The sequence below is a fragment of the Virgibacillus doumboii genome (genome assembly GCF_902806455.1).
In the GTDB taxonomy this organism is placed as follows: domain Bacteria; phylum Bacillota; class Bacilli; order Bacillales; family Amphibacillaceae; genus Lentibacillus; species Lentibacillus doumboii.
Window position 1 is genome coordinate 3,224,141 of the sequence record NZ_CADCWQ010000001.1, and the last position, 25,461, is coordinate 3,249,601.

Below are 25,461 nucleotides of genomic sequence, written 5' to 3' on the forward strand. Positions count from 1 at the left end.
CTTTACACATCGTTTTTAAAATTAGATTATCACAACGCCTCTTAAATTTATCAGATTTTACTGTCCATCTGCAGAAAATCAAACCAACTTAATATTTATTTAATGAACCATTAACTCCCTTTCATTCTTGCTTTTGTAATCAACAAAATTAAAGCTTGTACCATACTTATTATCTTGGCTATCAGTTACCTCCAGAAACCAGTTGTTTTTCGGAATATCTTCATATCCATCTGGGAATCTAAACCCCACAAATCTATCTATTAGTGAAATACTAATACTTTGACCCTCTTCTATAGATAGATTAAAGAGGTTAACGTACCTTTTATTTGTATTTAACTCATTTAACTTACTTTCAAAACTATCTAGATCATTATATTTATCCAAAAAATTGTAATTCCAGTAATCATATGACTTTCTAAAGGTTTGGTGTTTATAACCCGCTCCCATCGAACCAAATACAGCATTTCTTCCAGAGTGAATCATTTCAACCTTTTTAATTGTATTTTTTCCATCTACTGCACGAATTGTAGCATTGAGCTGAATATCCACATTCCACTTATTACCTTCTAAATCTCTGATTAGTGCTTCATCACATTTCACTTCAAAGCTAGGTTCTTTTTCCTTTTTAAAGAACTCTTTATACACTAAAATACTTGTATTAGTTAAACCCAAAAGAAAACCAGCAATAGCAATACATATTGTAATGTAATCTTTTGTAGTCCAACCACTTATTGCATTTTGGTTTTGGTTAACTACTTCTGCGCTAACATTAGAAAGTGAAAGTAGTAAGGCTATAGCTGAAACTAGCAATACATTTAATAACATTTTTAGAATTTGCATCTGAGTTTTCCCCACTTATTCTTTTTTAATATAATTATTTCAAACCCCTGACATTTTCACAATATGTTATGAAACAATCTGGCCCGATTCTGGAATAGTTAATTCCTGTTTACCAATATAAATTATTAGACTTTATTTAAAATGATTCAATCTATAATATAAATTATCAAACTTTATTTCAGAGCCACACACCTGCACACTTTTAATTTTTCGATGTATTTGGCATTTACTTTTTTGTAGGAAATGGCAATCGACATTATAAGTATGGCAGTTTATATTCATATCCAAGATAACTTGACATGGAGCCTTTGTGGTGAAGGTGAAAGGCAATACAGCAAGCGTTGGTCTTGCTTGGCAAATCAGCCTACCATCACCACTTCTCCATGTAAAGTTTTAGGATTTATTGCATATGCCTGATTGCCAAAAGGTACATTTATTAATTGCCATTAACATTTTCGATTGTCTTTTCAAATTTACATTATCAAGTTCTTCTTTCATATCGAAAACCTTTATTCCATATACAAGAAAAAAATTATATAATATAGTTTTTTGTTGTGTTTTTTTACATATTAGCAATCTTATTTCATATCCACTGCTTAATAATGCTACTTTACAAGTCGATATTAGTGCTAGAAAATATTAAATAAATTTTCATACTGAAAGGTTAAATATGAAGAAGGGGAAGTGTTAATTTGGAAGTAAATGTTAAAGAAGAAATAAAAAAAGAATTATTAAACCTTGGAATACCGGAAAACGAACTTAACTTATTGTCGGATGATGAACTTAAACAAAAACTAGCCATTATAAATATTTTGTTGAATTAGAAGCCGTGAATGGCAGAGCTTTAGTCTTTAACAATTGGTTACAATATACTGGTTCAGATTAATATTATCATTTAATAATATGGGGGGTAAAAATGGATGAAAATATGCTTCCTTTTAGCATATTTTCAATAGCAAATGTTAATTCATTAGATTCCATCCCATTAAAGAAATACCTATTTAATCCCTTTTCAAATAATTCTATTAGACAATCATTTTCAATATGAGAAATCCATATCGCAATTTTTTATGCCTTTCTATAAAATATTCAATTAAACGAATTTTATCCATCTCTACATCCCTATCGATGATGATTAAATCTGTTGATCAGTACATCCAACTGTTTAGAACTATACACTGAAACAGTGTGATTAGATAAACTTTACTTTATCACCTTTTGAACACCATCACGAGGTATACTTGGTTCTTTTACGATTGCAATATTACTCATTTTTCGATTTGCTCTTCTTATTCCAATAAAAATTAATGACTCATCACTTTTTTCTGATGCCTTGTTTCAGATAACAAAACTTAATGACATATACCATATTACTTTAAAATGTGAAAGTCCGTCCACTTTAATAGCCTAACGGACTTTCAATTTATTGATATACTATAGTTTAAACTGGCGAACCAGTCGATTTAACGTTTCGGCCAATTTTGCAAGATCATCCGAGCTAGCAGCAACTTCTTCCATTGAACTGGTTGTCTGCTGGGATGAAGCTGAAGTTTGTTCTATACCCGATGGCACCAACCATTTTTTCCAGGTCCCTCTAGTGCTTCAAAAATAATATCCACAACTTCTTCACTGACTTTCAGTTCTTGATTTCTAATTTTGTCCAATACATTCTCCATTTTGAGTCAGTGCAGCAATATCTTCAAACTCCATTGTCCAGGCCATTCCTTTTAACGTATGAGTTGAACGAAATATCTCATTAACTATGTCTAGATCTTCTGGCTGCTTTTCCAACTTTAATAGACTATCATTAATTACCTGCAAATGTTCATTGCTCTCATCAAGGAATACCTCAATATAATCAGTCGTTTCCATTTGAAGCCTCCTTCCAATGTCTATTAATCAAGTAGCAAGTAAATATCCAAGTCTCCAGCACTATCCAGCGAACTCATCACTTTAAGTCCCTGTTTAAAACCATACAGCGTTGTATTACCCTGCATCATAGTCGGAGAAGTAATATTGATATTAATTCCCTTTTCGACTATGTTCGTTGAAAGCCCACCTGCAATCATATTACCCAGTTCGCCACTAAAGGAAATAAGCATTTCGCCTTCAAGCGGTATTCCGTACATGACTTCACCAATCTTACTGAATGTTGTCGGATTTCCGGACAAGACTAATTTTCCTTTAACGTCACCGGTAATGCCAATTAGAACACCATAGTCAATGTGAAAATCGCTTTTTAATAACTGAGGTTTCTCTCTTGTTTGCTGAATTGGCACCACTGTTTCCAGGGATGTAAAGGTGCCATTTAATAAAATTGTAGCTGCTTTGCTACGTTCCTGTGTCGATATATTCAACATTCCACACTCCTTTACTGCAGAAAAAGGCTATTCAGACGCATTTAGTCAAAATTAATCCAAAAGATTCGGCAGCCAGATGGTTATCGTACAACTCTCTCTGCATACTAGGCCCATCATCTCAGCGTTATAATCTATCAAATAGATTGTTTTCTGCACTTTATAGTTATTTAGTACCAGTTCTATAAAATGAAGCATAACCAAATTTTTTCATTCCGAATCAGCCCTTAGTTATTATCGTTTAACGGAATATCATAATTTGGTAAAATAAGAACTTCAACCCTTCTATTCTTTGCTCTATTTTCAACACCTGTATTTGGAACGATTGGATGATGCTTGCCATAGCCTTTAGAACTAAATCGTTCAGGATCCAATTTTTCATTATCAAGTAATAAGCGCATAAAGTTAATTGCTCGCATAGCGCTTAGTTCCCAATTCGATGAAAATTCACTATTATGTATTGGAACATTATCAGTGTGACCACTTACTACTATCCGATGGGGAGGATCCGTGTATAGAAATTCAGACATCTCTCTAGCAATCTTCTTGCCATACTTCTTTACCTTGTCGCTTCCGGAATCAAACGATACATCATTTGATATCGTAATCATCAATCCCTCACCCGATAATTGCGTTCGTAACACATCAGATAAATTATTTTCATTTATATACTTATTAATCTGCTCCTGTAAGGCTTTTAATCTTAACAATTCCTTCTTACCTTTTTCTTCATCTTCCTTGTTATCATCGACTTCTGGATCAATTGGAGTTTTACTAGGAGCTGGTTCAATGGTACTGGAATTATTATCTACCACACTTGATTCAACACCAAATTCACTATTAAACACTTGTATAAGTTGCTGATATTTTTGTGCGTCTATTTCACTCATTGCAAATAACACAATAAATAGTGCCGCTATAAGAGTCAGCATGTCCGAATATGGAAGGAGCCATGACTCATTAATGTGAGATTTTTTATATCGTTTCTTTCTCCGCATTTTCATCCCCCTCACCTATTCCTGCTAACTCATCCGACGATAAATAAGAGCTTAATTTGTCCTCAATTACCCGTGGGGACTCTCCATTCGCTAGTGATAATATCCCTTCTATTGTAATCTGCCTCAAACGAACTTCGTTTTCAGACTTCTCTTTTAATTTATTCGCAAAAGGATGCCACAAAACATAACCTGAGAAGATACCTAGTAATGTAGCAACAAATGCAGCTGATATTGCGTGACCTAATGCTTCAATATCATTCAAATTACTAAGGGCGGCAATTAAGCCAATTACTGCTCCTAGTACACCTAAAGTAGGAGCATATGTACCAGCCTGGGTAAATATGGAAACCCCTTTTTGATGCCTTTCCTCCATAGCATCTACTTTTTCAAGTAATACCTCCCGTATAAACTCAGGAGACTGACCATCCACAACCAGTTGTAGTCCTGAAGCTAAAAAAGAATTGTCCGCCTTTTCTATTTGTCCTTCCAGCCATAGAATACCTTGTTTACGAGTAACCTCTGCCCATTCAGTGAATCCATTAACAATTTCCGTTGCATTATTATTTTTGTCTTCCGTAAAAATAATTTTTAATAATAACGGGACTTTTTTAAGTGTGCTCATTGGGAAGGCTATACAGACGGAAGCTACCGTTCCCAAAAATATAATAAGTAATGCTGCAGGATTTATTACGGCCAATGGACTTACACCTTTTAGAAACATACCTGCTCCGACTGCAATAAGTCCAAATAATATTCCTATAATTGATCCTTTATCCATAATTGAACCTCCATAATCTTCTATAATTATCTGGATAAGTACATGGTATGTAATACCTTATTGGCTTAGGTTTTCCTAATAAAAAGCCCGTCCTAAGGATACTCCCATATCTTTCTCTATATCCAAATCAGCCTTAGACTCGAATCCTTCCAAAATAACTTCTGTATCACCTCCAAAAAGATTCAGGATTAATTTAAGCGCTTTTTGTTTTTTTGGAGACTCTGCCAAATCTTTAGCAAAATGCTTATCGACTTTTGCAATATCTGGCTTAATTTCCAAAATTGATTTAAGTGTTGATTCTCCTTTTCCAATATCATCAAGAGCAATCAAGAAACCTTTCTTCCTGATTTCATTTACAACCAATTTAATTTTAGATAAATCCATATCCTTTTCAACTTCATTTAATTCAAAGACGATGTTCCTTGAATCAGTATCTATAAAAGAATTCATCCGCTGCAAAAGAATGTAAAAAGACGATTCCAACAATGTTGCTGGAAACACATTGATGAAAATGTTCATATCTTTTACAGGTACACCACCTACTTCAAATGTTTGGAAAATTTTAGAGATATAGATTCAATACCTAAATCGATTAACCTTTATCTCTGGCAAATTCAAACAGGAGTTTGGATTAACAAATTCCTTTGAACGAAGCAGAATCTCATATCCATGAACACTATCTTCTCTTAAGTTCATAATCGGTTGGCCAACATTGTAAAATGTTATATCTCTTACGGAGAAATCTGAACTTGAATTCATAATAAAAACCTCATTCTATGTAATTTTTTGTTGTATATATCAATTGAAATATACATTTTCACCTTTTGAACCTAGAACTTCAACCCTTTCTTTTTAAGTCCATTACATAGAAAATGACTATCCAAAGAATTGAATAGCCAAAACAATGACGGTAATAATAACGTGATTATGATTTGGCAGCCAGGCAATCATGGTTTTAGGTATTAATACCCAATAAAACGTTAGACCCTTTGCTTTGCGTCCTACCCTTTCGAATAGTTTGCCGTTTTCAATCAACTTCAGGTATATTTGATAATTAACAATTATTGATTTTACACATTTATCTAACAAATTCGATAAATTTTTTATATGTACAACCTATTTCCAGCAATATACTGCTTATTTAGTGATTGAATGTCTAACATATATATATTCCTCCCTGATTGTATAAATTTTCCTCACACTTAGTATCGACAAATTGTGACAAGGGTTTAAATTATGTTCAAAAGGCAGAATAATTTAAATTCCACCATTGCTAATGTACTAAATGAAGATCCCTAAAATGTACGCATGATGAATGTAAATTCATGTTATTTTTGGATTATGCCCTTCTATTTTTTCTAAAATAGATTATTCGTCATGGACTAATAATACAATAAGATGATCAGGGATATAGAACGTTTAGAAGAGGATTGCTTTGGTGGAGTGTTCACAAATGCTGGTATGCCTGAAAACAACACAGTGTATAAAGAACACTTAAAAATAAAAAATAATGTGATCGTATTTGTTGTGAGATTTTTAACTGAGTGACCGGGGAAGGTGTTGTATATTACATATAACTTTTCACAAAATAGTCACATGATGAATGGTTGAAACTGGTAATAACGAGTGGCATAATAGTTACGGTAACAACTTCCCCCTTGAAGAGTTGTTACTCCTAAAAACCGCAAGTCATAGCGCAATGCTATGACTTATTTAAAAGGTGTAAAAATATGAGAAACCTATTAGAAGTAGCTAAGGGAAATAACCTCAACCTAATTGAAGTAAGTATACTTGTAGAACTTGATAAAAATTACCCCAAAGCAATAGAAATTGAGGAAGTATATATAGATGAACAAGTAAGAGAAAATATAAATAAATTAATACAATTAGGGTTTATTGAACAAAGGTTCCAGAAATATAAGATTAAGAAATGATAATCCGATCGAAAGGGTTTAAGGAATGCACTTATCTATCATTGCGCCATCCTCTTTAAAGTATATAAACTCTTTATCTAACCATTACAATTCCTTCGTAGTTCAGGACTTAAACCCTAAAGAATATGGGCATGCCATGCACACCTAAAAAAACGCCTAGAAATCAATTTTGAGCGTTTTTTATAAGCTAATCATCATATTCTATAAGAACATTCTTCTTCCTTATATCATAATTGCTTTCCAAAAGAACTTAAATATTTATTGTTATCTTTTTTCGCTCACCACCAATCAGTCCAGAATATCTTCCATTTTTTGGTGACTTTTTACCTTGATTCACTTTAATACCTGCTCGTTGTAACTTATCTATAATCTCTTTCCGTTGCTGTTGGTTGGTTTGTTTATTCTTAATGGTTGACATTTTAATCACCTACCTTTTTGATACTATCATTATAAATGTTTTCAAGCTGATTTAAAATCGTTTTAAATCTTCAGTTATATCCCCCTCATTATTGTTTCGTATAATTCCCTCTTCTAAAACACCTACTTTATTCGAAATCTGAAACCCTTTGTTAGTAAAGTCTTGTTTCAGCTTCTCCCCCAGTGCATCTAGCCCTATCCTCATACGACTTAGTTACCTTCACTGATTAACTATAATACTCATCGAACATATTTTTAATGCAAAGACGCGTATTAATTACTTGCAAGAAGGGTAAAATAGGCAATTATCGTTGACATAATATCTATAATAGAGGTGCTAATGAAATGAAAGGTCATGTCTATAGAAGAGGATGTATCTGTAAAAAAAGAAAGTGTACCTGCGGAGCAAAATATACTTTTGTGATTGATATTGGCACAGATCCGAAAACAGGTAAAAGGAAACAAAAATCAAAAGGTGGTTTTAAAACTAAACAAGAAGCAGAAGCTGCGGCTGCATTATTAATTAATGACTTAAATCAAGGTATTTTTGTGAATGAGTCCAATGAATTATTTAAAGCTTTCGCTCAAGAGTGGCTTCAAATTTATACCGAAACAAATGATGTAAAGCCAGGAACGATAAGAGTTAGACAGCATGAAATTGATAAATTAATGCCATACTTTTCTTACTTAAAACTTAAAGATATTAAAAGAAAAGCATATCAGGATGCCTTAAATGATTTAAAAGCTAAAGGTTATGCTGATAACACGTTGGATGGGATTCATCGAACCGGAAAAATGATATTTAAGAAAGCTATTGAATTAGACAAGCTCAAAAAAAATCCAACTGAGTTTACTTATTTAAAGAAGGATAAAAAAACAATTGAGGACCTAGAAAAGGAAGAATTACCAAATTACCTAGAAAAAGAGGAACTGACAAAACTCCTTGAAACAGCAAAAACACACGGTTTAGAGATGGATTATTTAATATTCCTTACACTGTCTTATACTGGATTGCGAGTAGGTGAATTAGTTTCTTTAAAGTGGAAAGACATTGATTTTGATGAGGTAACAGTAAGTGTTTCAAAAACTTACTACAATCCTACAAATAACATTCTCGACTATCGGCTTGTTCCACCAAAGACTAAAGGATCTAGGAGAACTATAGTTGTTGATACTGATGTTATAGAAGCGTTAAAAAAACACTTAACTCAACAGAATAAAGCAAAAATGAGGTATCGTGACACTTATCATGATAGGAGCTTTATTTTTGTTAACATTGAACGTCATCCTGGATATCCAATTTATATTAAGAAAATACAAAACAGAATGAAAAGGTTGTTAAACTTAGCAGAATTAAACACTGAGCTAACACCACATTCTTTACGGCATACCCATACGTCATTACTTGCAGAAGCTGGGGTTGGATTAGAAGAAATCATGGATCGACTTGGCCATTCAAATGATGAAACAACAAGAAAGATATATCTACACGTAACCAAAGAAATGAAAAAGGAGGCATCCCATAAATTTGGAAAATTAATGAGACGCCTTCAATAACATTCTCTATGTTAGCAAAATGTTAGCATTTTGCTTTTTTCTTTCTTTTAAACCTTATATACCAAGGGGGTGATGGGCAGATTACATCATGCCGCCCATTCCGCCCATGCCACCCATGTCTGGCATGCCGCCACCGGCACCGCCGCCTTCTTCTTCAGGCAGGTCAGCGACTACAGCTTCAGTAGTCAGGAACATTGCTGCTACAGATGCTGCGTTTTGCAGTGCTGAACGGGTAACTTTTGTCGGGTCAACGATACCTGCTTCGACCATGTTTACAAAATCGCCTTCTGCAGCGTTAAAGCCAATACCGACTTTTTCACCTTTCAGACGCTCTACAATGATGGATCCTTCAAGGCCTGCGTTGTGCGCGATTTGACGTACAGGCTCTTCCAGTGCGCGGAGCACGATATCTGCACCTGTAGCTTCATCACCTTCAAGGTTCAATGCGCCGATTTTGCTGAGTACGTTAACAAAGGCTGTTCCACCACCTGATACGATACCTTCTTCGACTGCAGCGCGAGTTGAGTTCAGTGCGTCCTCAATGCGAAGTTTGCGTTCTTTCAGTTCTGTTTCAGTTGCCGCACCGACTTTGATTACTGCGACACCGCCTGCCAATTTAGCAAGGCGTTCCTGAAGTTTTTCTTTATCGAATTCAGAAGTAGTTTCTTCTGCTTGTGCACGGATTTGTGCTACACGCTGAGAAAGTGCTTCCGGATTACCTGAGCCTTCAACAATTGTTGTGTTTTCTTTTGTAACAACAACTTTGTTTGCACGACCAAGCTGCTCCATCGTTGTGCTCTTCAGGTCAAGACCAAGGTCTTCTGTGATTACTTCTGCACCGGTTAATGTAGCAATGTCTTCAAGCATTGCTTTACGACGATCGCCAAATCCTGGTGCTTTAACCGCTACTGCGTTAAATGTACCGCGAAGCTTGTTTACAACTAATGTTGCAAGTGCTTCCCCTTCAACATCTTCAGCAATCATCAATAGTGGCTTGCCTTGTTGTACAACTTGTTCGAGTACTGGTAATACTTCCTGGATATTGCCAATTTTCTTGTCTGTAATTAGAATATATGGGTCTTCAAGAACTGCCTCCATTTTATCCTGATCAGTAACCATGTATGGAGAAGCATATCCACGGTCAAACTGCATACCTTCAACAACTTCCAATTCTGTGTTGAAGCCTTTTGATTCTTCAATTGTGATAACACCATCATTACCAACGCGTTCCATTGCCTCTGAAATAAGGTTACCTACTTCTTCATCACCTGAAGATACAGATGCAACCTGTGCAATGGATTCTTTACTTTCGATTGGTTCTGAAATTGACTTTAATTCATTAACCGCTGCTTCTACAGCTTTTTCAATTCCACGACGGACACCAACAGGGTTAGCTCCGGATGTTACGTTTTTCAGTCCTTCAGTAATCATGGATTGTGCCAAAACAGTTGCCGTAGTAGTACCGTCACCGGCAACATCATTTGTTTTGGATGCAACTTCGGATACAAGCTGTGCACCCATGTTTTCAAAATGATCTTCCAGTTCGATTTCTTTGGCAATTGTTACACCATCATTTGTAATTAATGGTGAACCGAATTTTTTATCTAAAACAACATTACGGCCTTTCGGTCCCAATGTTACTTTTACAGCATCTGCCAATGTGTCCACACCGCGAAGCATTGCACGGCGGCCGTCTTCACTAAACTTGATTTCTTTAGCCATATGAGAACATCCTCCTTAAAATCGTATGATATATTTACAGACTTTTCCTTAGCTGATAACAGCCAGGATGTCGCTTTCTCGAAGAATTAAGTATTCTGTACCTGAATATTTCACTTCTGTTCCGGCGAATTTAGAGAAAATAATCTGGTCCCCTTCTTTTACTTCCAGTGCAACCTTTTCTCCATTGTCGGTAACACGTCCGGAACCTACTGCAACTACTTTACCTTCCTGTGGTTTTTCTTTTGCAGAGTCTGGAAGTACAATACCGCTTGCAGTCTGTTCTTCTTGTTCAACAAGCTCGATGACAACACGATCTCCTAGTGGTTTAATCATGTGACAACCTCCTTAATTCTTTTCCTATTTTTATTTGATTGATTGTTAGCACTCAAATGCAACGAGTGCTAATTCCAATTATTATAATAAATAAATCTGATTTAAAATGCAAGTATTATTCACTAAAACATTTTCAGGTTTTTGAGTTGTTTTTAGAAGGACACAATTCTGTTGTAACAAGTGAAAAGGAGTGCGTCCACTTCAAGCCGCACTGCCCAGGGTCACGCCGGGCGTATACAAACCTGCTTTACATCAACAATTTCCAGTTTCTCGCACGTCTTAGATTGTTCGTTGCGCGAGCTCTCAGGTTTTCGCACGTCTATGGTTGTTTATTGCGCGAGTTCCCGGTTTTTCGCGCGTCTTCGACTGTTTATTGCGCGAGGTGGTTAAAAAACAAGCCTTTTAACCTTGTCCGACAAAGCCCTTCCATTATAACGTGAATGGAAATTATGATAAAATATTTAGCAGGGTTTTTAATACTGAGATATTGTCCAGCATAAACTATATAAATTCAGAAATGCTAAAAGGAGTCGTTCTTATTTTGCCAAATCGATACTGGTATGTAATCCTTACATATATTATTATGCAAATTTCCGGGCTGTTGTTTGTTCCGCTCCTGTATTTTACTTTGCCACTCAGCGAGCAGGAAGCAATCGTTTCCTGGACAATCACAAGCTTTATTCTTGGACTTGCCGTAATTTTATTACTGATGCGGCCTGATATGAAAACACCATTGCATCGTGATGCGTCATCAGCAGGGATGATGGTTCTATGGGTGGTCGTTGGGTTATTTATGGCCTATTTCGCACAGGGTATTGCTGTTACGATTGAAACGAATGTATTCGGTATTGAACCGGGATCGGAAAACACACAAACCATTGTGGATATATCACGTTCGGCACCGATATTCATGATTGTTCCGGCTCTGATTGCGCCGATAATGGAAGAACTCATCTTCCGGAAAATAATTTTTGGTTCCATTTACAAGCGGACAAACTTCTTCATTGCAGCAATTTTATCGTCCATTATTTTTGGAATTATCCATTTGGAGCCAGTGCATATTCTTATCTATACTGCGATGGGATTTGTTTTCGCGTTCCTGTATGTCCAGACAAAGCGGATTATTGTACCGATTATTGTCCATATGCTGATGAATTCAATTGTCGTTATCTTTCAATACATGCTTGATCCTGAAAAAATCGAACGTATGATTAAGCAATATGAACAGATGCAGATGATACTTATTGGGGGCTGACATCGTCATGAGAACTACACCAAAAAGTTTGTTTTTTATTTATTTTATAATGGGAATACTTTTCACGTATGTTGCCATTCAAAGTGTAGATGAAACCATCTGGAATTTAACAACGGTTGTTCTGGCTTTCATTGCGACACTCGATTTCGGTGTGGGCATAAGAATGCTGAGACTACACTTTAAACTGAAGAAAAAGAAATAACTGGCCGGGGACATTGATCCGGTCCGGACATTTGTTCCGTTATTTGTAACAAAAACGGGGTTTTTATGGAGATCGCGGACATTAGTTCCGTTAATTGATCAAAAAAGAAGTAATAACCTGCAAATTCACCTGTGTAATGGAATATATGTCCGCCAAGGTCCTGAAAATGGTATTATTTTCAATAATAATGGAAAATATGTCCGCAGCAAAAACGCTTGAACGAAAAAAGTTCAAGCGTTTTTTGACGTTTATGACGTACTGCTGCTCCTCAACTCATTCGCACCCTTCATCACAAACGACACAGGGATCATCAGTAATATGAAAACTCCGGCGATTATAAATGCCTCATTTAATGCCTGCAAGTTGCCAGCTTTTTTTCCATATCCAAGGTAAACAATTGTGCTCGCCGTACTTCATAGTAAATCGAGAAAAAGACGATCCCGAACGACGAAAAAATTTGCCGGATGACATTGTTCATTGCCGACCCTTGAGCAACCTGATTATCGGGAATAGCATTCATGCCTGCAGTTGTTGCCGGCATGTTGCACATTCCAAGTCCTGCACTTCGGAAACAATGTAAAATCAGGATGAACCAGAAAGACGTGGATAATGTATTGAATCCAAGTGCCAGTGTAAATCCGCCAAGAAGCAACAGTCCAACTGGAACAACATATTTCGGCCCTTTCATATCCAACAGCTTCCCGCCCAGTGTCATGAACACGCCGCTTAACAATGCAGCAGGCAAAAACAGCAATCCTGTCTGAATTTCGCTCATTCCATATACTTCCTGAATCAGCAATGGAAGCAGGAATATCCCGGAAAACAACCCGATTGATGCAGTAGCTGTTACCGCAATGGAAACGGAATAGGTTGGAATTTTAAAGATTGCCAGATTCAGTAATGGCTGCTCCTGCTTATTTTCATAGATTACAAATATTATAATGAGAACTATTCCAACTGCAATCAGGCTTATGCTGATTGGCGACAATAGCAGTTCCAGCGTTGACCCGCGGCCTAAGGCATATAATATAGACCCGACACCGGATGTGATTAATAAAAACCCGACAATATCGAACTTAAGGTCCGGATTTTTTTCAGTCGGCTTTAAATACCTGGCACAAAAAATAACCCCTGCGAGTGCAAATGGTATGTTGAATAGAAACAGAAATTGCCAGGTAAAGTATTCAATAACGATTCCGCCAACTGTTGGGCCGATTGCCGGTGCCACCATTGCTGCTATTCCGTAAATCCCGACGGCCATACCACGTTCCTGTCGTGGGAACGCATTAAATATTAGCGCCATAGCGATCGGCATCATCAGTCCGCCGGCAGTACCCTGGATGGCCCGCGAAGCAATAATCATCGATAAATCAGGGGCTAATGCACCTGATATCGAACCAATCATGAAGATCACAAGTCCGGTCATGTAAACGCGCTTTTTGCCAAACCGGTCGCCCAGGTATCCTGTCAGCGGCATTGTCATTCCCATGGAAACCATGAAAATCGTCAGCATCCAACTGACAGCAACCGCATTGGTGTTAAACAGTTCCATGAACGTTGGTAACGTCGGGTTCAGCATACTATTGTTTAAAATGACCGTGAATGTTCCGAATAAAACGGACACGACGACAAGCCATTTTGAATCTATTTTTCGCATGAATTATCCTCCAGTTACTCCTGATCCAATGGGTAATGTTTTAAAAAGTAAACCAATGCCTGCAGTTCCACCGCCAGATCGATATGATGGATGCGGATTTTTTCCGGAACGGTAATGCGGGCCGGTGTGAAATTAAGAATTCCCGAGACCCCGAAATCGACAAGTCTGTTCGTAATATTCTGCGCTTCATTGGCAGGTACCGTTAAAATGGCGACATGTACACCTTTCATTTTTTTCTCTAAGTCATCAATGTGGAATACAGGTACACCACCAACTTCGGTACCAACTTTGTCCTGGTTGGCATCGAACGCCGCTACTATTTTGGTATTGTTATTTTTCATAAAATTATAGTGTAAAAAGGCTGTGCCAAGATTCCCAACACCAATCAGTGTTACTTCGGTTACTTCGTCCTGATCCAGGGTTTTCCGGAAAAACCTCAATAAATATTCAACATCATAGCCATAACCCTTTCTCCCCAATGCACCAAAATAGGAAAAGTCCCTGCGAATGGTGGCAGAGTCCACTTTTACTGCTTCACTCAGTTCTTTGGAAGATACGCGCTTTTTTCCCTGGTGATTCAAGTTATTGATAAATCGATAATATAATGGCAGCCGCTTTGCAGTAGCTTGTGGTATTTTATTTTTTTCCATTGTTCTCCCCCTAATCTTCCCGACGGTAATCGCCTGATTTACCACCTTGTTTGGATAATAAATACGTTTGGCCAATGACCATCCCTTTATCAAGCGCTTTGCACATGTCATAAATGGTAAGTGCTGTCGCAGAAGCTGCTGTGAGCGCTTCCATTTCAACACCGGTACTTCCCTTTGTTTTCACGAATGCCTCGATTTTCAGCTCGTATGTATCTTCTGAAATCTCCCAGTCAAACGAAATGTCAATTCCTTTCAACTGTAATGGATGACACATCGGTATCCAATCCGATGTTTTTTTGGCTGCCATAACCCCGGCAACCTGGGCAACTGCCAATACATCGCCTTTTTTCATTGTACCGGCGCTTATTTTGTCATAAATTTCTTTCGTTACAAAAATACTTGAAGCGGCAGTGGCAGTCCGTTCGGTTTCCTTTTTTTCACTGATGTCGACCATTTTCGCCCTGCCCTGTTCGTTAAAATGAGTAAAATCTGTCATACGCTCAACTCCATTGTTTTCTGAACTATAACCCATTTTAGCAGATAATAATCTATACGTCGTGATTTATTTTCTTTGAGTGAAGACCCCCTCCTCAGGGAATATGCAGGGTGAAACCCAATGAATAGGCAGGGATGAATCGCCCCTCCAATGTAGAAATTTTTTGTTGACAAGAACATTTGTTCGTGTATAATAAGGGATAACGAAATATAAGGGGATACGGAGCGATGAGTACAAAGGTGTTTTTCTCCAATCGAATCTATAAGAATACACTTCCCATCACATTTGTTGATGCTATTCATGATGCTCTTTTCCGTTTCAACCGTGCAAAACAGTTCGTCTTAAACACCTTCGTAAAGGAAAAACGTTCAGGCCAGAGTAAGCGAGAAAAGTCAAGTCATTTAGTCGTCAAAGAAACATTTCAATTGGATGATTATTACACCAATAGTGCTGTTCAGGCTGCAAATGCCCAATTAAAAAGCTTGGATGAACTGAAAAAACTTTACATCAAAAATAAAACAGCACAAATTCGTTCCATTAAACGGAAACTGAAAAAGGACCGCTCCCGATTAACCACCTTGAGAAAAATCAAAACATCCTTCATCAAAGATAATCCAACATTTCCTAAGAATGCGAAAGAACAAAAACAGGACAACTTTTTTGTTGTAAACTTTAAAAAGAAAACGGATATCTATTATCATGCGTACCAGTTTGAACATACATATCTTGATCCAGCTATTCATCAGCTTCAAACAAGAATCGGTTTTCTAACGTCAAAACGGATTCGAAAAGAGGAAGAATTAAAACAGTTACGGACCCATATTTCAAGTGTTGTTTTCGGTTCGAAAAAGCTGTTTAAATCGCAATACACGAAACAATGCTACATCGACGACCACGAAACATGGCAGGAAGCGTGGCAGCAATCCCGTTATCAGAAAATGGCACTATCGGGGCGTAAAGATGCCGGGATGGGGAATTTCGTATTCCAATATGATATAGAAAATCAACAACTCCACTTCAAAACGCCAAGCGGTACTTGCGTTAACATGGAAAACATTCATTTTCCATATGGTCAGGAAAAAGTCGAGTATGCAGTCCATACCCAACAAAATTGTAAAAACAAGAAAAAATATGGAAAACCGATTGCTTGGTCCCTTGAGGATCATGGTGATTACTATATAGTGAAATGTATTGTAGATGTGGAGGCTAATCCGCACATAAATTATTCAAAAGCTGATGGGATTATTGGGATAGATTGTAATGTTGATCATTTTGCGATTACCAACATCAACGCAAAAGGGCAACTGATTTCTTCATGTACCTTGCCATTTAACCTAGAGGATAAAACGTCTGGGCAAATTACCAAGATCATGGAGGCAGAAACCATTACAGTAGTAAACATTGCCCAAAAAGCAAACAAGCCAATTACTTTGGAGAACATCGATACAACTACTTCAAAAGTAGCTCATCCTTATGGGAATAAAAAAGCAAATCATAAGATGTCCATGTTTGCTTATAAGAAAATGATAACCGCTATCAAATCCAGAGCGGAGAAAAAGGGTGTTGCTGTATATGAAGTCAATCCAGCATATACGAGCCAAATTGGCAAAATAAAATATATGAAACGGTGTGGCATATCCATTCATCAAGCAGCAAGTTATGTGATTGCCAGAAGAGCAATGGGATTCCAAGAAAAACTTCCACCAGTGTTGGATGCACTATTACCGGAGAAGATGATAGGTGCGCATCACTGGACGCAGTGGAAGTATATTTCTAAGCCCCTGAAAGAAGTGCGTACACATGCATTCTATCTTTCAGAGCTTTTTGATGTAGACAGGTTTCACAACACAGGTGAATTCTTTGTTTCAGGTGCTTTAACAGGCCCGGAACAAAAAGGTTTGTCGAAATTAGAAAGCAGAAAAACCGCTTCCTAGTTGAACGGGAAGCGGTCATACAGAGACGTATGTCTGATTATTTCAGAATCCCCCACTTCAAACAATTGCGAAGATGTTAAGTATGGGTAGTTCAATTCACAATATCATTGCTCAGCTAATTCATTATACGGTACACTTAGATAGGATGAGTTCAAAGGAGGATAAAAAGGACCGAGAAGTTCGAGGCGGCATAGCTCCCGACACCGGAGTGTACATGAAAAGGTACATGAGGAGCGAGCTTCCACAGGATGTGGTGACTTCTGCGTTGCCCACAGGACATGGGCGATCTTAGCAGAAGTTCCCCTAAAGCCAACGAAGAAATTCGACGTGTCATTTTTACCGGACTTTTTGAACAACCTCTTAGATAGGATGAGGTGAACGAAATGATTATCATGCAGCTTAATGGTGTTTCAAAATCATTTGGAGCAGAAGAAATTTTAGCTAATATTAAACTTGAAATAAAAGAAAATGACCGAATTGCCATTGTCGGCCGAAATGGTGCGGGGAAATCGACATTGCTGAAAATTATGAACGGTGAATTTTCTTATGATGAAGGGGAATTAATCAAACCAAAGGACCTGACCATCGGATATTTGTCACAGCATACGAGTCTGGAATCAGATAAATCGATTTGGGGTGAAATGAAAGAAGTATTCAGGGACCTAATCAGTCAGGAACAGGAACTCAGAACGATGGAAAAAGAAATGGAACGTGCTGCCTTCCTTTCTGATGCAAACTATGAACAGCTATTGCTGGATTATGATAAGAAACAGCAGGCTTTTGATGCAGGCGGCGGTTATCGTTATGAGGCTGATATCAAAGCTGTCCTTACCGGCCTGAATTTTGGTGATTATGATTACGAAACGCCGATCAATCAATTAAGCGGCGGACAAAAAACACGGTTGGCTCTTGGAAAGCTATTGCTGAAAAAACCGGCATTGTTAATTCTCGATGAACCGACAAACCATCTGGACATCGACACCTTATCATGGCTGGAAAACTATTTAGTAAGCTATCCAGGTGCGGTTGCGATTGTTTCACACGACCGTTACTTCCTCGATAAAACCGTCTCAATTGTTTATGAGATTTCCCGTCATAAAACGAGGAAATACATTGGCAGCTACAGCAAATTTTTAGAGCAAAAAGCAGAGGATTACGAAAAAGAATTAAAGGAATTCGAAAAACAGCAAACGGAAATACGGAAAATGGAAGATTTTATCCAGCGAAACATCGCCCGTGCATCAACAACGAAGCGGGCCCAAAGCAGGCGTAAGCAATTGGAAAAAATGGAAAAGCTGGACAAGCCAAAAGGTGATGAATCATCCGCTTCGTTTTCTTTTCAAATCAACCGCCGCAGTGGTAATGATGTGTTAAAGATTGATAATCTTGCGTTTCAATACGAGGATAAAGATGTTTTTTCAAATGTGACCTTTCATGTTAATCGCGGGGAGCGCATTGCCCTCGTTGGTCCGAATGGGGTTGGAAAAACAACGCTATTAAAGACAATTATCGGGCGGTTAGAACCGGCTGACGGGTCGATTCAGCTAGGTACCAATGTGGAAATTGGCTATTATGATCAGGAGCAGCAAACTTTATCATCGACCAAGACAGTCCTCAATGAATTATGGGATGAATACCCGAATGTCAACGAAAAGGATATTCGGACCGTGCTGGGGAATTTTTTATTTTCCGGTGATGATGTTTTGAAGCCGGTAAATGCCCTGAGTGGCGGAGAGAAGGCGCGGTTATCACTTGCGAAACTGATGATGCAGAAAGCTAACCTTCTAGTGCTTGACGAGCCGACAAACCATTTGGACATCGACAGTAAAGAGGTGCTCGAAGCCGCATTGATGGATTATCCCGGAACAATTATTTTCGTGTCACACGACCGTTATTTCATTAATAAGATTACCGATCAGGTTGTGGAAATGCAGCTCAATGGAGCAACGGTTTATTTGGGTGATTACGACTATTATACGGAGAAAAAACAGGAAGAAGCAGAAATCGAACGACTGAAACAGTCAACAGAGGTTGTGCAAAACCAGGAACAGCAGAAATCAAAATTTAAAGAGGGAAAATCGATTCAACGTGAAGAGCGGAAAAGACAGCGTCGAATCGATGAACTTGAATCAAAGATTGAAAACCTTGAAACACATTTGGCATCGGTTGAACAAAAAATGGCCGAACCGGAAGTCTATGAGGACCATGAAAAAGCATTGGAATTCACAAAACAATCAAGTGACCTGAAACAGGAAATTGAGCATCTCATGGAAGAATGGACAGCATTGCAGGAATAAGAGACGCGGGGAGAAAAGTTTGTTGTCCCGTTTCGCCGGGTATGGGGATTTTCCCCGTCCCGGCTTATTTAAATAGGTAATCATTTTGAATGCTATTTTCCACAGCGACCCGGTAAACGAGACCAAATCCTATCATCGTTGCCATGACGGAGCTGCCCCCGTAACTGATCAATAATAGCGGAATCCCGGTGATTGGCATAATTCCAATGGTCATACCGACATTTTGAAATGTGTGGATCAATAAAATGCTCATATAGCCAAAAGATAAATAAGCACCAAATGGTGTATGCCAGGAACTGTTTAGCCCCAATATCACAAGCCTATACAATAATAAAAAGTACAGAAATATGACAACCGCCGTCCCCAGAAATCCAAAACTCTCGCCGATAACCGAAAATATAAAGTCTGTGTGATTATCAGGGGTTTCCACCTGCAGACTTGACATGCCTTTTCCAAACAACTGGCCGGAACCAAGTGCAAGCATTGATTTGTTAAACTGAAACGTATCATCACTATCCTGCTCGGATGGATTAACCCACGACAGTACGCGTTCCACCTGATATTCCTCAAGGCCGATTACCTTCTGCGACAGTTCCGGGAATTTTACTGTCAGTGCAAGTGCTCCCCCAATGATAAGCGACACAGCCAATATCAACGAAAGGATTATTTTCCAGTCGATACCCGAAAGAAGAATAATCATACCTGCGACAAAAATATAAACCATCGACGTACCAAAGTCGGGCTGCTGTAAAATAAGAAATACCGGAGCAGCAATGATCAACCCAATCTTAAATAATAGGAAACTATCACTTTTCAATGTCGCATTTTCATATTTTGATTTGTGCTTACCTACCACCGCAGCCAAAAAAAGGATAGTCGTCATTTTCGTAAATTCAGCCGGCTGCAGAGACACGGGCAAGCCCTCAATGGCGAACCAGCTTTTTGATCCGTGAACAGTGTTAGTAATACTATCAGGACCTACCAGCAATAACATCAGTGCAGCCACACCAATGCCATAAACAAAAATGCTTACCTTATACAGCTGCTCCAAATCAAATAATTGAATCACTGCAGCAGCAATAATCCCGACAGCAAACCAAACTACCTGTTTAATAACATAATTATCCCCATCATATTGCGGAAGTTGTTGTGCATTATAAATGGACAGCAAACTGACACACAAAAATAGTGTCAGTAAAATAATAAAGTCTGTTTGCATGTAATGTGATTGTTTATTAGGCATACAATTCACCAAGTTCCTTTATAAATAGGTTGTTTTCGAAAAAGGAAGTTTTTCAACCCGCAGATGAGCAATTATTGTAATTAACCAGTTTCAATCACAACAATTCATCATAAAACAGGATTACTATAAAAAATTGATCAAACGATTGTTTTAAATGGAGTTATTCAGATAATCCACAGGGTTATGCACAAAAAAACGCTGATAAAATGGATTTTTAACAAAGTTATTCACAAAATCCACACCTATGCACAAGGTTATCCACATTTTCTGTCCACATCAAAAAGATAATTAAACATTGCTTTCGCAAAAAATATCCACAGCGATGTGGGTAACTTATTTTAGAACCAATGAAGGGTTTGCATTTAATGCCCAGTCGGACCGTTTACCTTGTTGATACGCTATATAACCCGCTGCAGCAATCATTGCAGCATTATCCGTGCACAGCTTCAATGGTGGAATTAACAACGGAATATCCGAGTTGCTGAATTCCTCATTTAAGGCAGTACGCAGCCCTTTGTTGGCAGCTACTCCACCTGCAACAATCACCTGTTTTACATTATAAGATTGAGCAGCTTTATACGTTTTTTTCGTTAACACTTCAACAACACTTGCCTGAAAGCTTGCAGCAATATCTTCTTTTCGAAGGTTTTCCCCACGTTGCTTTGCATTGTGGATTGTATTGATAACCGATGATTTCAAACCGCTGAAACTAAAATCAAAACTGTCCGCTTCAAGCCATGCCCTTGGGAATGAAATGCTCTCCTCCCCAACGGCAGCCAGTTTATCAATCTGCGGACCACCCGGATATGGCAGATCAAGCATGCGAGCAACTTTGTCATATGCTTCCCCGGCTGCATCATCACGTGTTTCACCGATTAACTCGTACTTCCCATGCTCCTTCATTAAAATAAGCTCAGTGTGGCCCCCGGATACAATTAAAGCTAGTAACGGGAACTGAAATTCACTTTCATACCGGTTTGCATAAATGTGTCCGGCAATATGATGCACTCCAACCAGTGGTTTTTGTTTTGCAAATGCCAGTGCTTTAGCCGTATTCACACCAATCAACAATGCGCCAACAAGTCCAGGACCTTCTGTAACGGCAATTGCGTCAATATCATCCCATGTCACATTTGCCTCGTTAAAAGCTTCTTCAAGCACGATCGTTATTTGTTCCACATGGTGCCTGGAGGCAATTTCCGGAACTACCCCGCCGAATCGTTTATGACTGTCGATTTGGGAGGCTACAACATTGGAAACAATCTCCCTGCCATTTTTGACGATTGCTACAGCTGTTTCGTCACAACTCGTTTCAATTGCTAAAATCAGATTATCTTTTTTCATATAAATTCACCCACATTACAATAGCATCTTCCTGATTATCCGTATAATAATTTTTACGGACTCCACCCGGAACCAGACCAAACTTTCGGTACATACGCTGTGCTACAACGTTGGACACACGCACTTCAAGTGACAGGCGTTTTGCACCCAATTTCATCACTTGCTCAATCGTATACAAAAATAACTTCTCTCCCAGTTTGTGACCACGAAACGATGGCATGACAGCAATATTTGTAATCTGCGCATCATCAAGTACCAGCCATACGCCTGAATAACCAACAATATTTCCGTCCAATTCCATTACATAGTAGTGTGCATGCTGATTGTGCATCAGTTCCTGCGTAATAATTTCCCTGGGCCATGGTGACGTAAAGGATGCCTGTTCCACCTGCATAACACCATCCAAATCTGAGAAGTCCATCTCCCGAATAACCAACTCACCCATTGCTTTCTTTATCCTTTTGTGCTTTCAGCCAGTTTGCTTCTGCTTCGGCCAGTCGTAAATAATTCGGTGTAAGTGTATGGGTATTATCCGAGCTTTTATGCATTCCGGTTAACGCCAAATGGGACGGATCCGCTGTATGAAACGATCCGTCCGGAACAATCGCCCTGTCCCCCAAATAGTGTTTAATGGAATCACGATGCATGTTTATATCCGGACTTAAAAATAGAACATCCTTCCGAGAATCTGCTAATTGTCCCAGCCAATCGGTCATCAGTACATTTTTTTCCTCACTTACTGATTCAAGACTTCCGTTCTTCCATTGATACAACCCCGTAAAAACCAAACCGCGCCGGGCATCGAAAAAAGGACATACGCAGGCTTCAGAAAACCTGCCCTGATAGGCAAGCACCTCAAGACTTGATACGCCAACAACCGGAATATCCAGCGACCATGCCATTGATTTTGCCGTGGTTAAACCTATCCGCACACCGGTATACGAGCCCGGACCCTTTGCCACAACTATTTTGTCAAGTTCATCAGGTGCCATATTAACCTCACGCATCAACTGGTCGATTGCAGGCATTAATCGCACCGAATGATTCTTTTTTACATTCGTCACCACTTTACCAATCAGCTGATTTTCCTTATGTATCGCGATACCTAATAGCTGATTCGATGTATCCATTGCAAGTATATTCATTCAAGTAACTCCTCATAGTTAACCGATTATTTCGGCAGTAATTCTTTCAAAATGTGCGCCAATAGGAAAAAATTCCAAAAGGCGGGAATGTTCATCAACATACGATATTTTTATATTAAGACGTTCAACAGGCAAATAGTCTTCAATAAAATGTGCCCATTCTACTACGGTGATACCGTCTCCATTGAAATATTCATCATACCCGATATCCTCATCAGAATCCTCCAGGCGATAGACGTCCATATGATAAAGCGGCAGCTCACCTTCATATTCTTTCACAATTGTATAGGTAGGACTGTTAACCGTTCGTTTCACACCCAGTCCATGAGCAATACCTTTTGTGAAAGTTGTTTTTCCAGCTCCAAGATCACCTTCTAAAGTGATTACATCGCCAGGTTTTACCAATAATGCCAAACGTTCAGCTGTTTGAATTGTCTCTTCATCCGAATTTACTTTCATCTGATGCTCGCTCATTTTTTCACCTGCTTCAAATGTGTATAACCCTGTTTCTCCAGCCGTTTCATTTGCTGGTTACGATCAATTAAAAATACATGATGTTCGTCATTCTTAGCTTTCGTAACATACCCGACTTCTGACAGTGGTGTTTTTGTTTCTTCAGCAACAGCTTTCATGTTTGGCCATTCATGCCTAGAAACTGTTCCTGCTAGTTCAAAGTCTTCCCCACCGAACAGCTTCCACCTATACTGAAGTTCTTCAGAGAATTGGTGAAAAGAAGTACTTGTTGGCAGTTTATTTTCGTAAATAGTTAAATTTACTTTCGAAGCTTCACAGATTTCATTCGCTTCATTTGCAATACCATCACTGATATCATTCAGTGTTACAGTTGATAATCTTTCCAGTTCTCTTGCAAATGAAACTCTTGGTTCGGGCATGCGATGTCTTTGATAATAGTATTCCTCATCCATATAATTGTCAGGATTGTTTAACATGTGAAATCCAGCCTGTGAGTCTCCTAAAGTCCCGGTAACAAACACAACGTCTCCTGGTTGTGCCGTGCTTCTGTAACGTGCCTTATTTTTATTTACATAACCGATTACAGTAACAGAGATGGACAGTTCCTTACCTGAAACAGTGTCTCCTCCGATTAAATCCATTCTGTGCTGTCCAGCCAAGGCTACCATACCTTTATATATTTGATTTAATTCATTATCAGACCAGGATTCCGGAATAACGATTGATACCAGGTAAAATGCCGGGGTTGAACCCATAGCGGCTAAGTCACTGATATTTGCTGCAAGCGCCCTGTAACCAACATGAAACGGATTCATTGTCTTTCTTGAAAAATGTATATCTTCAACAAATGTATCAACTGCTGTTACGATATCCTGTGATGTTTGCCTGAAAACTGCTGCATCATCACCAACACCTTTTATAATGGTTGGCTGTTTATATGTATGTTGTTTGATTGAATTAATAAATGAAAATTCATCCATTGATTATCACCAATTTCTTTTTAGCTATGTCCAATGATAGCAAAAAAGAGCATGAAAAGAAAAAGTAAATGTCGAATTTGGTTTATTTAGGTTGCTTCATTATTCAAAGCAATAAGAAGAAATAAATTAGAGGACAAACTATTTAGTAGAGAAAATAAAGGCATAGAAACTAAAAAACATGCTTCCGTTACTGGAAACATGGTTACTTTTGAATAATGGCGGTCCGGACGGGACTCGAACCCGCGACCTCCTGCGTGACAGGCAGGCATTCTAACCAACTGAACTACCGGACCATTATGTGTAAATAATTTAGTTGTACGTAAAGTCTTGAAGTTTTCAACTTAAATATTTTTCTACTCGATGCAGTCAGTTGAAGTAATTTGGTTGCGGGGGCAAGATTCGAACTTGCGACCTTCGGGTTATGAGCCCGACGAGCTACCAGACTGCTCCACCCCGCGGTATGAGATAATTTTAAATTGTTGCGTCCTGCCTAAATTAGTTCTGTTCGTCGTATTGAATGTCTTTTCGGGGAAGTTGCACTCCTCACAAGCCTGCACATGGATGTTTCTCAAGGATGTTTACGGCTTGCTCCACCCCGCGGCATGAGATAATATAAAATAATATTTATTTGATATGCCTGGCGGCGTCCTACTCTTGCAGGGGCAAAGCCCCAACTACCATCGGCGCTGGAGAGCTTAACTGCTGTGTTCGGCATGGGAACAGGTGTGTCCTCTCCGCTATTACAACCAGGCCTGCACGATGCAGGTCGTTCTGTGTTGTTCACAGGATGTGAACGGTCTTAACAGAACATCCTTTATCTATTTTGAAAGACAAGATATATTATATGC

The 25,461-nt window shown here is 38.5% G+C and carries 25 protein-coding genes, 2 tRNA genes, 1 rRNA gene, 1 pseudogene and 1 riboswitch; of the genes and pseudogenes, 7 read left to right on the plus strand and 22 right to left on the minus strand.

Annotated elements, in window-relative coordinates; all coding sequences use genetic code 11:
* Positions 1 to 99: 99 nt before the first annotated feature.
* Positions 100 to 840, minus strand: coding sequence for a hypothetical protein (locus G6R02_RS16105; protein ID WP_164670245.1), 741 nt, complete (start codon positions 838 to 840; stop codon positions 100 to 102).
* A 692-nt stretch (positions 841 to 1,532) separates the two neighbouring features.
* Between G6R02_RS16105 and G6R02_RS20270 the strand changes: the two genes are divergently transcribed.
* On the plus strand, positions 1,533 to 1,664 hold the full coding sequence (locus G6R02_RS20270; protein WP_281347115.1) for a hypothetical protein: 132 nt from the start codon (positions 1,533 to 1,535) through the stop codon (positions 1,662 to 1,664).
* A 610-nt stretch (positions 1,665 to 2,274) separates the two neighbouring features.
* Here G6R02_RS20270 and G6R02_RS20440 read toward each other — a convergent pair.
* The 6 genes and pseudogenes from G6R02_RS20440 to G6R02_RS16135 all read right to left on the minus strand — a co-directional run bounded on the left by G6R02_RS20440 (position 2,275) and on the right by G6R02_RS16135 (position 5,492).
* On the minus strand, positions 2,275 to 2,412 hold the full coding sequence (locus G6R02_RS20440) for a hypothetical protein (protein ID WP_425509052.1): 138 nt from the start codon (positions 2,410 to 2,412) through the stop codon (positions 2,275 to 2,277).
* 20 nt (positions 2,413 to 2,432) lie between these two features.
* Positions 2,433 to 2,712 (minus strand): annotated as a pseudogene (locus G6R02_RS20445) (Hpt domain-containing protein); the annotation flags it as partial.
* Between the two features lie 23 nt (positions 2,713 to 2,735).
* Positions 2,736 to 3,197: a chemotaxis protein CheX gene (locus G6R02_RS16120; RefSeq protein ID WP_164670246.1), complete on the minus strand. Its 462-nt coding sequence runs from the start codon at positions 3,195 to 3,197 to the stop codon at positions 2,736 to 2,738.
* Positions 3,198 to 3,424: 227 nt separating this feature from the next.
* A complete protein-coding gene (gene motB / locus G6R02_RS16125) occupies positions 3,425 to 4,195 on the minus strand; it encodes a flagellar motor protein MotB (RefSeq protein ID WP_164670247.1) in 771 nt (256 codons plus the stop codon).
* Complete coding sequence (motA, locus tag G6R02_RS16130) at positions 4,173 to 4,973, minus strand: flagellar motor stator protein MotA (protein ID WP_164670248.1); 801 nt, start codon at positions 4,971 to 4,973, stop codon at positions 4,173 to 4,175. Before motA ends, motB begins: the two co-directional genes overlap by 23 nt.
* A 75-nt stretch (positions 4,974 to 5,048) precedes the next feature.
* Positions 5,049 to 5,492, minus strand: coding sequence for an EAL domain-containing protein (locus G6R02_RS16135; protein WP_164670249.1), 444 nt, complete (start codon positions 5,490 to 5,492; stop codon positions 5,049 to 5,051).
* 412 nt (positions 5,493 to 5,904) lie between these two features.
* A riboswitch (cyclic di-GMP riboswitch) is annotated at positions 5,905 to 6,006 on the minus strand.
* A gap of 697 nt (positions 6,007 to 6,703) precedes the next feature.
* Here G6R02_RS16135 and G6R02_RS16140 point away from each other — a divergent pair.
* Positions 6,704 to 6,907: a hypothetical protein gene (locus G6R02_RS16140; RefSeq protein ID WP_164670250.1), complete on the plus strand. Its 204-nt coding sequence runs from the start codon at positions 6,704 to 6,706 to the stop codon at positions 6,905 to 6,907.
* A gap of 250 nt (positions 6,908 to 7,157) precedes the next feature.
* Here G6R02_RS16140 and G6R02_RS16145 read toward each other — a convergent pair whose 3' ends face one another.
* Positions 7,158 to 7,325, minus strand: coding sequence for a hypothetical protein (locus G6R02_RS16145; RefSeq protein ID WP_164670251.1), 168 nt, complete (start codon positions 7,323 to 7,325; stop codon positions 7,158 to 7,160).
* Positions 7,326 to 7,669: 344 nt separating this feature from the next.
* Between G6R02_RS16145 and G6R02_RS16150 the strand changes: the two genes are divergently transcribed.
* On the plus strand, positions 7,670 to 8,881 hold the full coding sequence (locus G6R02_RS16150; protein ID WP_164670252.1) for a site-specific integrase: 1,212 nt from the start codon (positions 7,670 to 7,672) through the stop codon (positions 8,879 to 8,881).
* Positions 8,882 to 8,962: 81 nt separating this feature from the next.
* Here the strand turns inward: G6R02_RS16150 and groL are convergent, their stop codons facing one another.
* Together groL and groES are read right to left on the minus strand one after the other, a co-directional pair.
* Positions 8,963 to 10,603, minus strand: a complete 1,641-nt coding sequence (groL, locus tag G6R02_RS16155) for a chaperonin GroEL (RefSeq protein ID WP_164670253.1) — start codon at positions 10,601 to 10,603, stop codon at positions 8,963 to 8,965.
* A 48-nt stretch (positions 10,604 to 10,651) separates the two neighbouring features.
* Positions 10,652 to 10,936, minus strand: coding sequence for a co-chaperone GroES (gene groES / locus G6R02_RS16160; RefSeq protein ID WP_164670254.1), 285 nt, complete (start codon positions 10,934 to 10,936; stop codon positions 10,652 to 10,654).
* A 541-nt stretch (positions 10,937 to 11,477) separates the two neighbouring features.
* Between groES and G6R02_RS16165 the strand changes: the two genes are divergently transcribed.
* Both G6R02_RS16165 and G6R02_RS16170 read left to right on the plus strand, forming a co-directional pair.
* Entirely contained in the window at positions 11,478 to 12,191 is a 714-nt protein-coding gene (locus G6R02_RS16165) for a CPBP family intramembrane glutamic endopeptidase (RefSeq protein ID WP_164670255.1), read from the plus strand.
* 7 nt (positions 12,192 to 12,198) lie between these two features.
* A complete protein-coding gene (locus tag G6R02_RS16170; RefSeq protein ID WP_164670256.1) occupies positions 12,199 to 12,393 on the plus strand; it encodes a YdiK family protein in 195 nt (64 codons plus the stop codon).
* Between the two features lie 349 nt (positions 12,394 to 12,742).
* On the opposite strand, the gene G6R02_RS16175 is transcribed toward G6R02_RS16170, so the two are convergent.
* Genes G6R02_RS16175 through moaC form a run of 3 tightly spaced genes read right to left on the minus strand, consistent with a single transcriptional unit; the run spans position 12,743 to position 15,196 of the window.
* The gene (locus G6R02_RS16175) at positions 12,743 to 14,050 is read right to left on the minus strand and encodes a DHA2 family efflux MFS transporter permease subunit (RefSeq protein ID WP_246202592.1); all 1,308 of its coding nucleotides are present in this window, start codon (positions 14,048 to 14,050) and stop codon (positions 12,743 to 12,745) included.
* Positions 14,051 to 14,064: 14 nt separating this feature from the next.
* Positions 14,065 to 14,700, minus strand: coding sequence for a redox-sensing transcriptional repressor Rex (locus G6R02_RS16180; protein ID WP_164670257.1), 636 nt, complete (start codon positions 14,698 to 14,700; stop codon positions 14,065 to 14,067).
* A gap of 10 nt (positions 14,701 to 14,710) precedes the next feature.
* Positions 14,711 to 15,196: a cyclic pyranopterin monophosphate synthase MoaC gene (gene moaC / locus G6R02_RS16185; protein ID WP_164670258.1), complete on the minus strand. Its 486-nt coding sequence runs from the start codon at positions 15,194 to 15,196 to the stop codon at positions 14,711 to 14,713.
* Between the two features lie 227 nt (positions 15,197 to 15,423).
* On the opposite strand from moaC, the gene G6R02_RS16190 reads away from it, so the two are divergent.
* Both G6R02_RS16190 and G6R02_RS16195 read left to right on the plus strand, forming a co-directional pair.
* On the plus strand, positions 15,424 to 17,130 hold the full coding sequence (locus G6R02_RS16190) for an IS200/IS605 family accessory protein TnpB-related protein (protein ID WP_246202593.1): 1,707 nt from the start codon (positions 15,424 to 15,426) through the stop codon (positions 17,128 to 17,130).
* 383 nt (positions 17,131 to 17,513) lie between these two features.
* Positions 17,514 to 19,427 (plus strand): ABC-F family ATP-binding cassette domain-containing protein, encoded by a 1,914-nt coding sequence (locus tag G6R02_RS16195; protein ID WP_164670259.1) that lies wholly within the window; start codon positions 17,514 to 17,516, stop codon positions 19,425 to 19,427.
* A gap of 64 nt (positions 19,428 to 19,491) precedes the next feature.
* On the opposite strand, the gene G6R02_RS16200 is transcribed toward G6R02_RS16195, so the two are convergent.
* The 9 genes from G6R02_RS16200 to rrf all read right to left on the minus strand — a co-directional run bounded on the left by G6R02_RS16200 (position 19,492) and on the right by rrf (position 25,364).
* The gene (locus tag G6R02_RS16200; protein WP_164670260.1) at positions 19,492 to 20,670 is read right to left on the minus strand and encodes an FtsW/RodA/SpoVE family cell cycle protein; all 1,179 of its coding nucleotides are present in this window, start codon (positions 20,668 to 20,670) and stop codon (positions 19,492 to 19,494) included.
* Positions 20,671 to 21,003: 333 nt separating this feature from the next.
* Entirely contained in the window at positions 21,004 to 22,014 is a 1,011-nt protein-coding gene (gene tsaD, locus G6R02_RS16205) for a tRNA (adenosine(37)-N6)-threonylcarbamoyltransferase complex transferase subunit TsaD (protein WP_164670261.1), read from the minus strand.
* The gene (gene rimI / locus G6R02_RS16210; RefSeq protein WP_164670262.1) at positions 22,001 to 22,459 is read right to left on the minus strand and encodes a ribosomal protein S18-alanine N-acetyltransferase; all 459 of its coding nucleotides are present in this window, start codon (positions 22,457 to 22,459) and stop codon (positions 22,001 to 22,003) included. The genes tsaD and rimI overlap by 14 nt, the downstream gene beginning before the upstream one ends.
* On the minus strand, positions 22,452 to 23,159 hold the full coding sequence (gene tsaB / locus G6R02_RS16215) for a tRNA (adenosine(37)-N6)-threonylcarbamoyltransferase complex dimerization subunit type 1 TsaB (protein WP_164670263.1): 708 nt from the start codon (positions 23,157 to 23,159) through the stop codon (positions 22,452 to 22,454). Before tsaB ends, rimI begins: the two co-directional genes overlap by 8 nt.
* 18 nt (positions 23,160 to 23,177) lie before the next feature.
* On the minus strand, positions 23,178 to 23,633 hold the full coding sequence (gene tsaE, locus G6R02_RS16220; RefSeq protein WP_164670264.1) for a tRNA (adenosine(37)-N6)-threonylcarbamoyltransferase complex ATPase subunit type 1 TsaE: 456 nt from the start codon (positions 23,631 to 23,633) through the stop codon (positions 23,178 to 23,180).
* A complete protein-coding gene (thiL, locus tag G6R02_RS16225; protein ID WP_164670265.1) occupies positions 23,630 to 24,613 on the minus strand; it encodes a thiamine-phosphate kinase in 984 nt (327 codons plus the stop codon). Before thiL ends, tsaE begins: the two co-directional genes overlap by 4 nt.
* 216 nt (positions 24,614 to 24,829) lie before the next feature.
* Positions 24,830 to 24,906, minus strand: a tRNA-Asp gene (locus G6R02_RS16230).
* Between the two features lie 88 nt (positions 24,907 to 24,994).
* Positions 24,995 to 25,071: transfer RNA gene (locus tag G6R02_RS16235), tRNA-Met, on the minus strand.
* A 177-nt stretch (positions 25,072 to 25,248) separates the two neighbouring features.
* Positions 25,249 to 25,364, minus strand: a 5S ribosomal RNA gene (gene rrf, locus G6R02_RS16240).
* Positions 25,365 to 25,461: the final 97 nt, after the last annotated feature.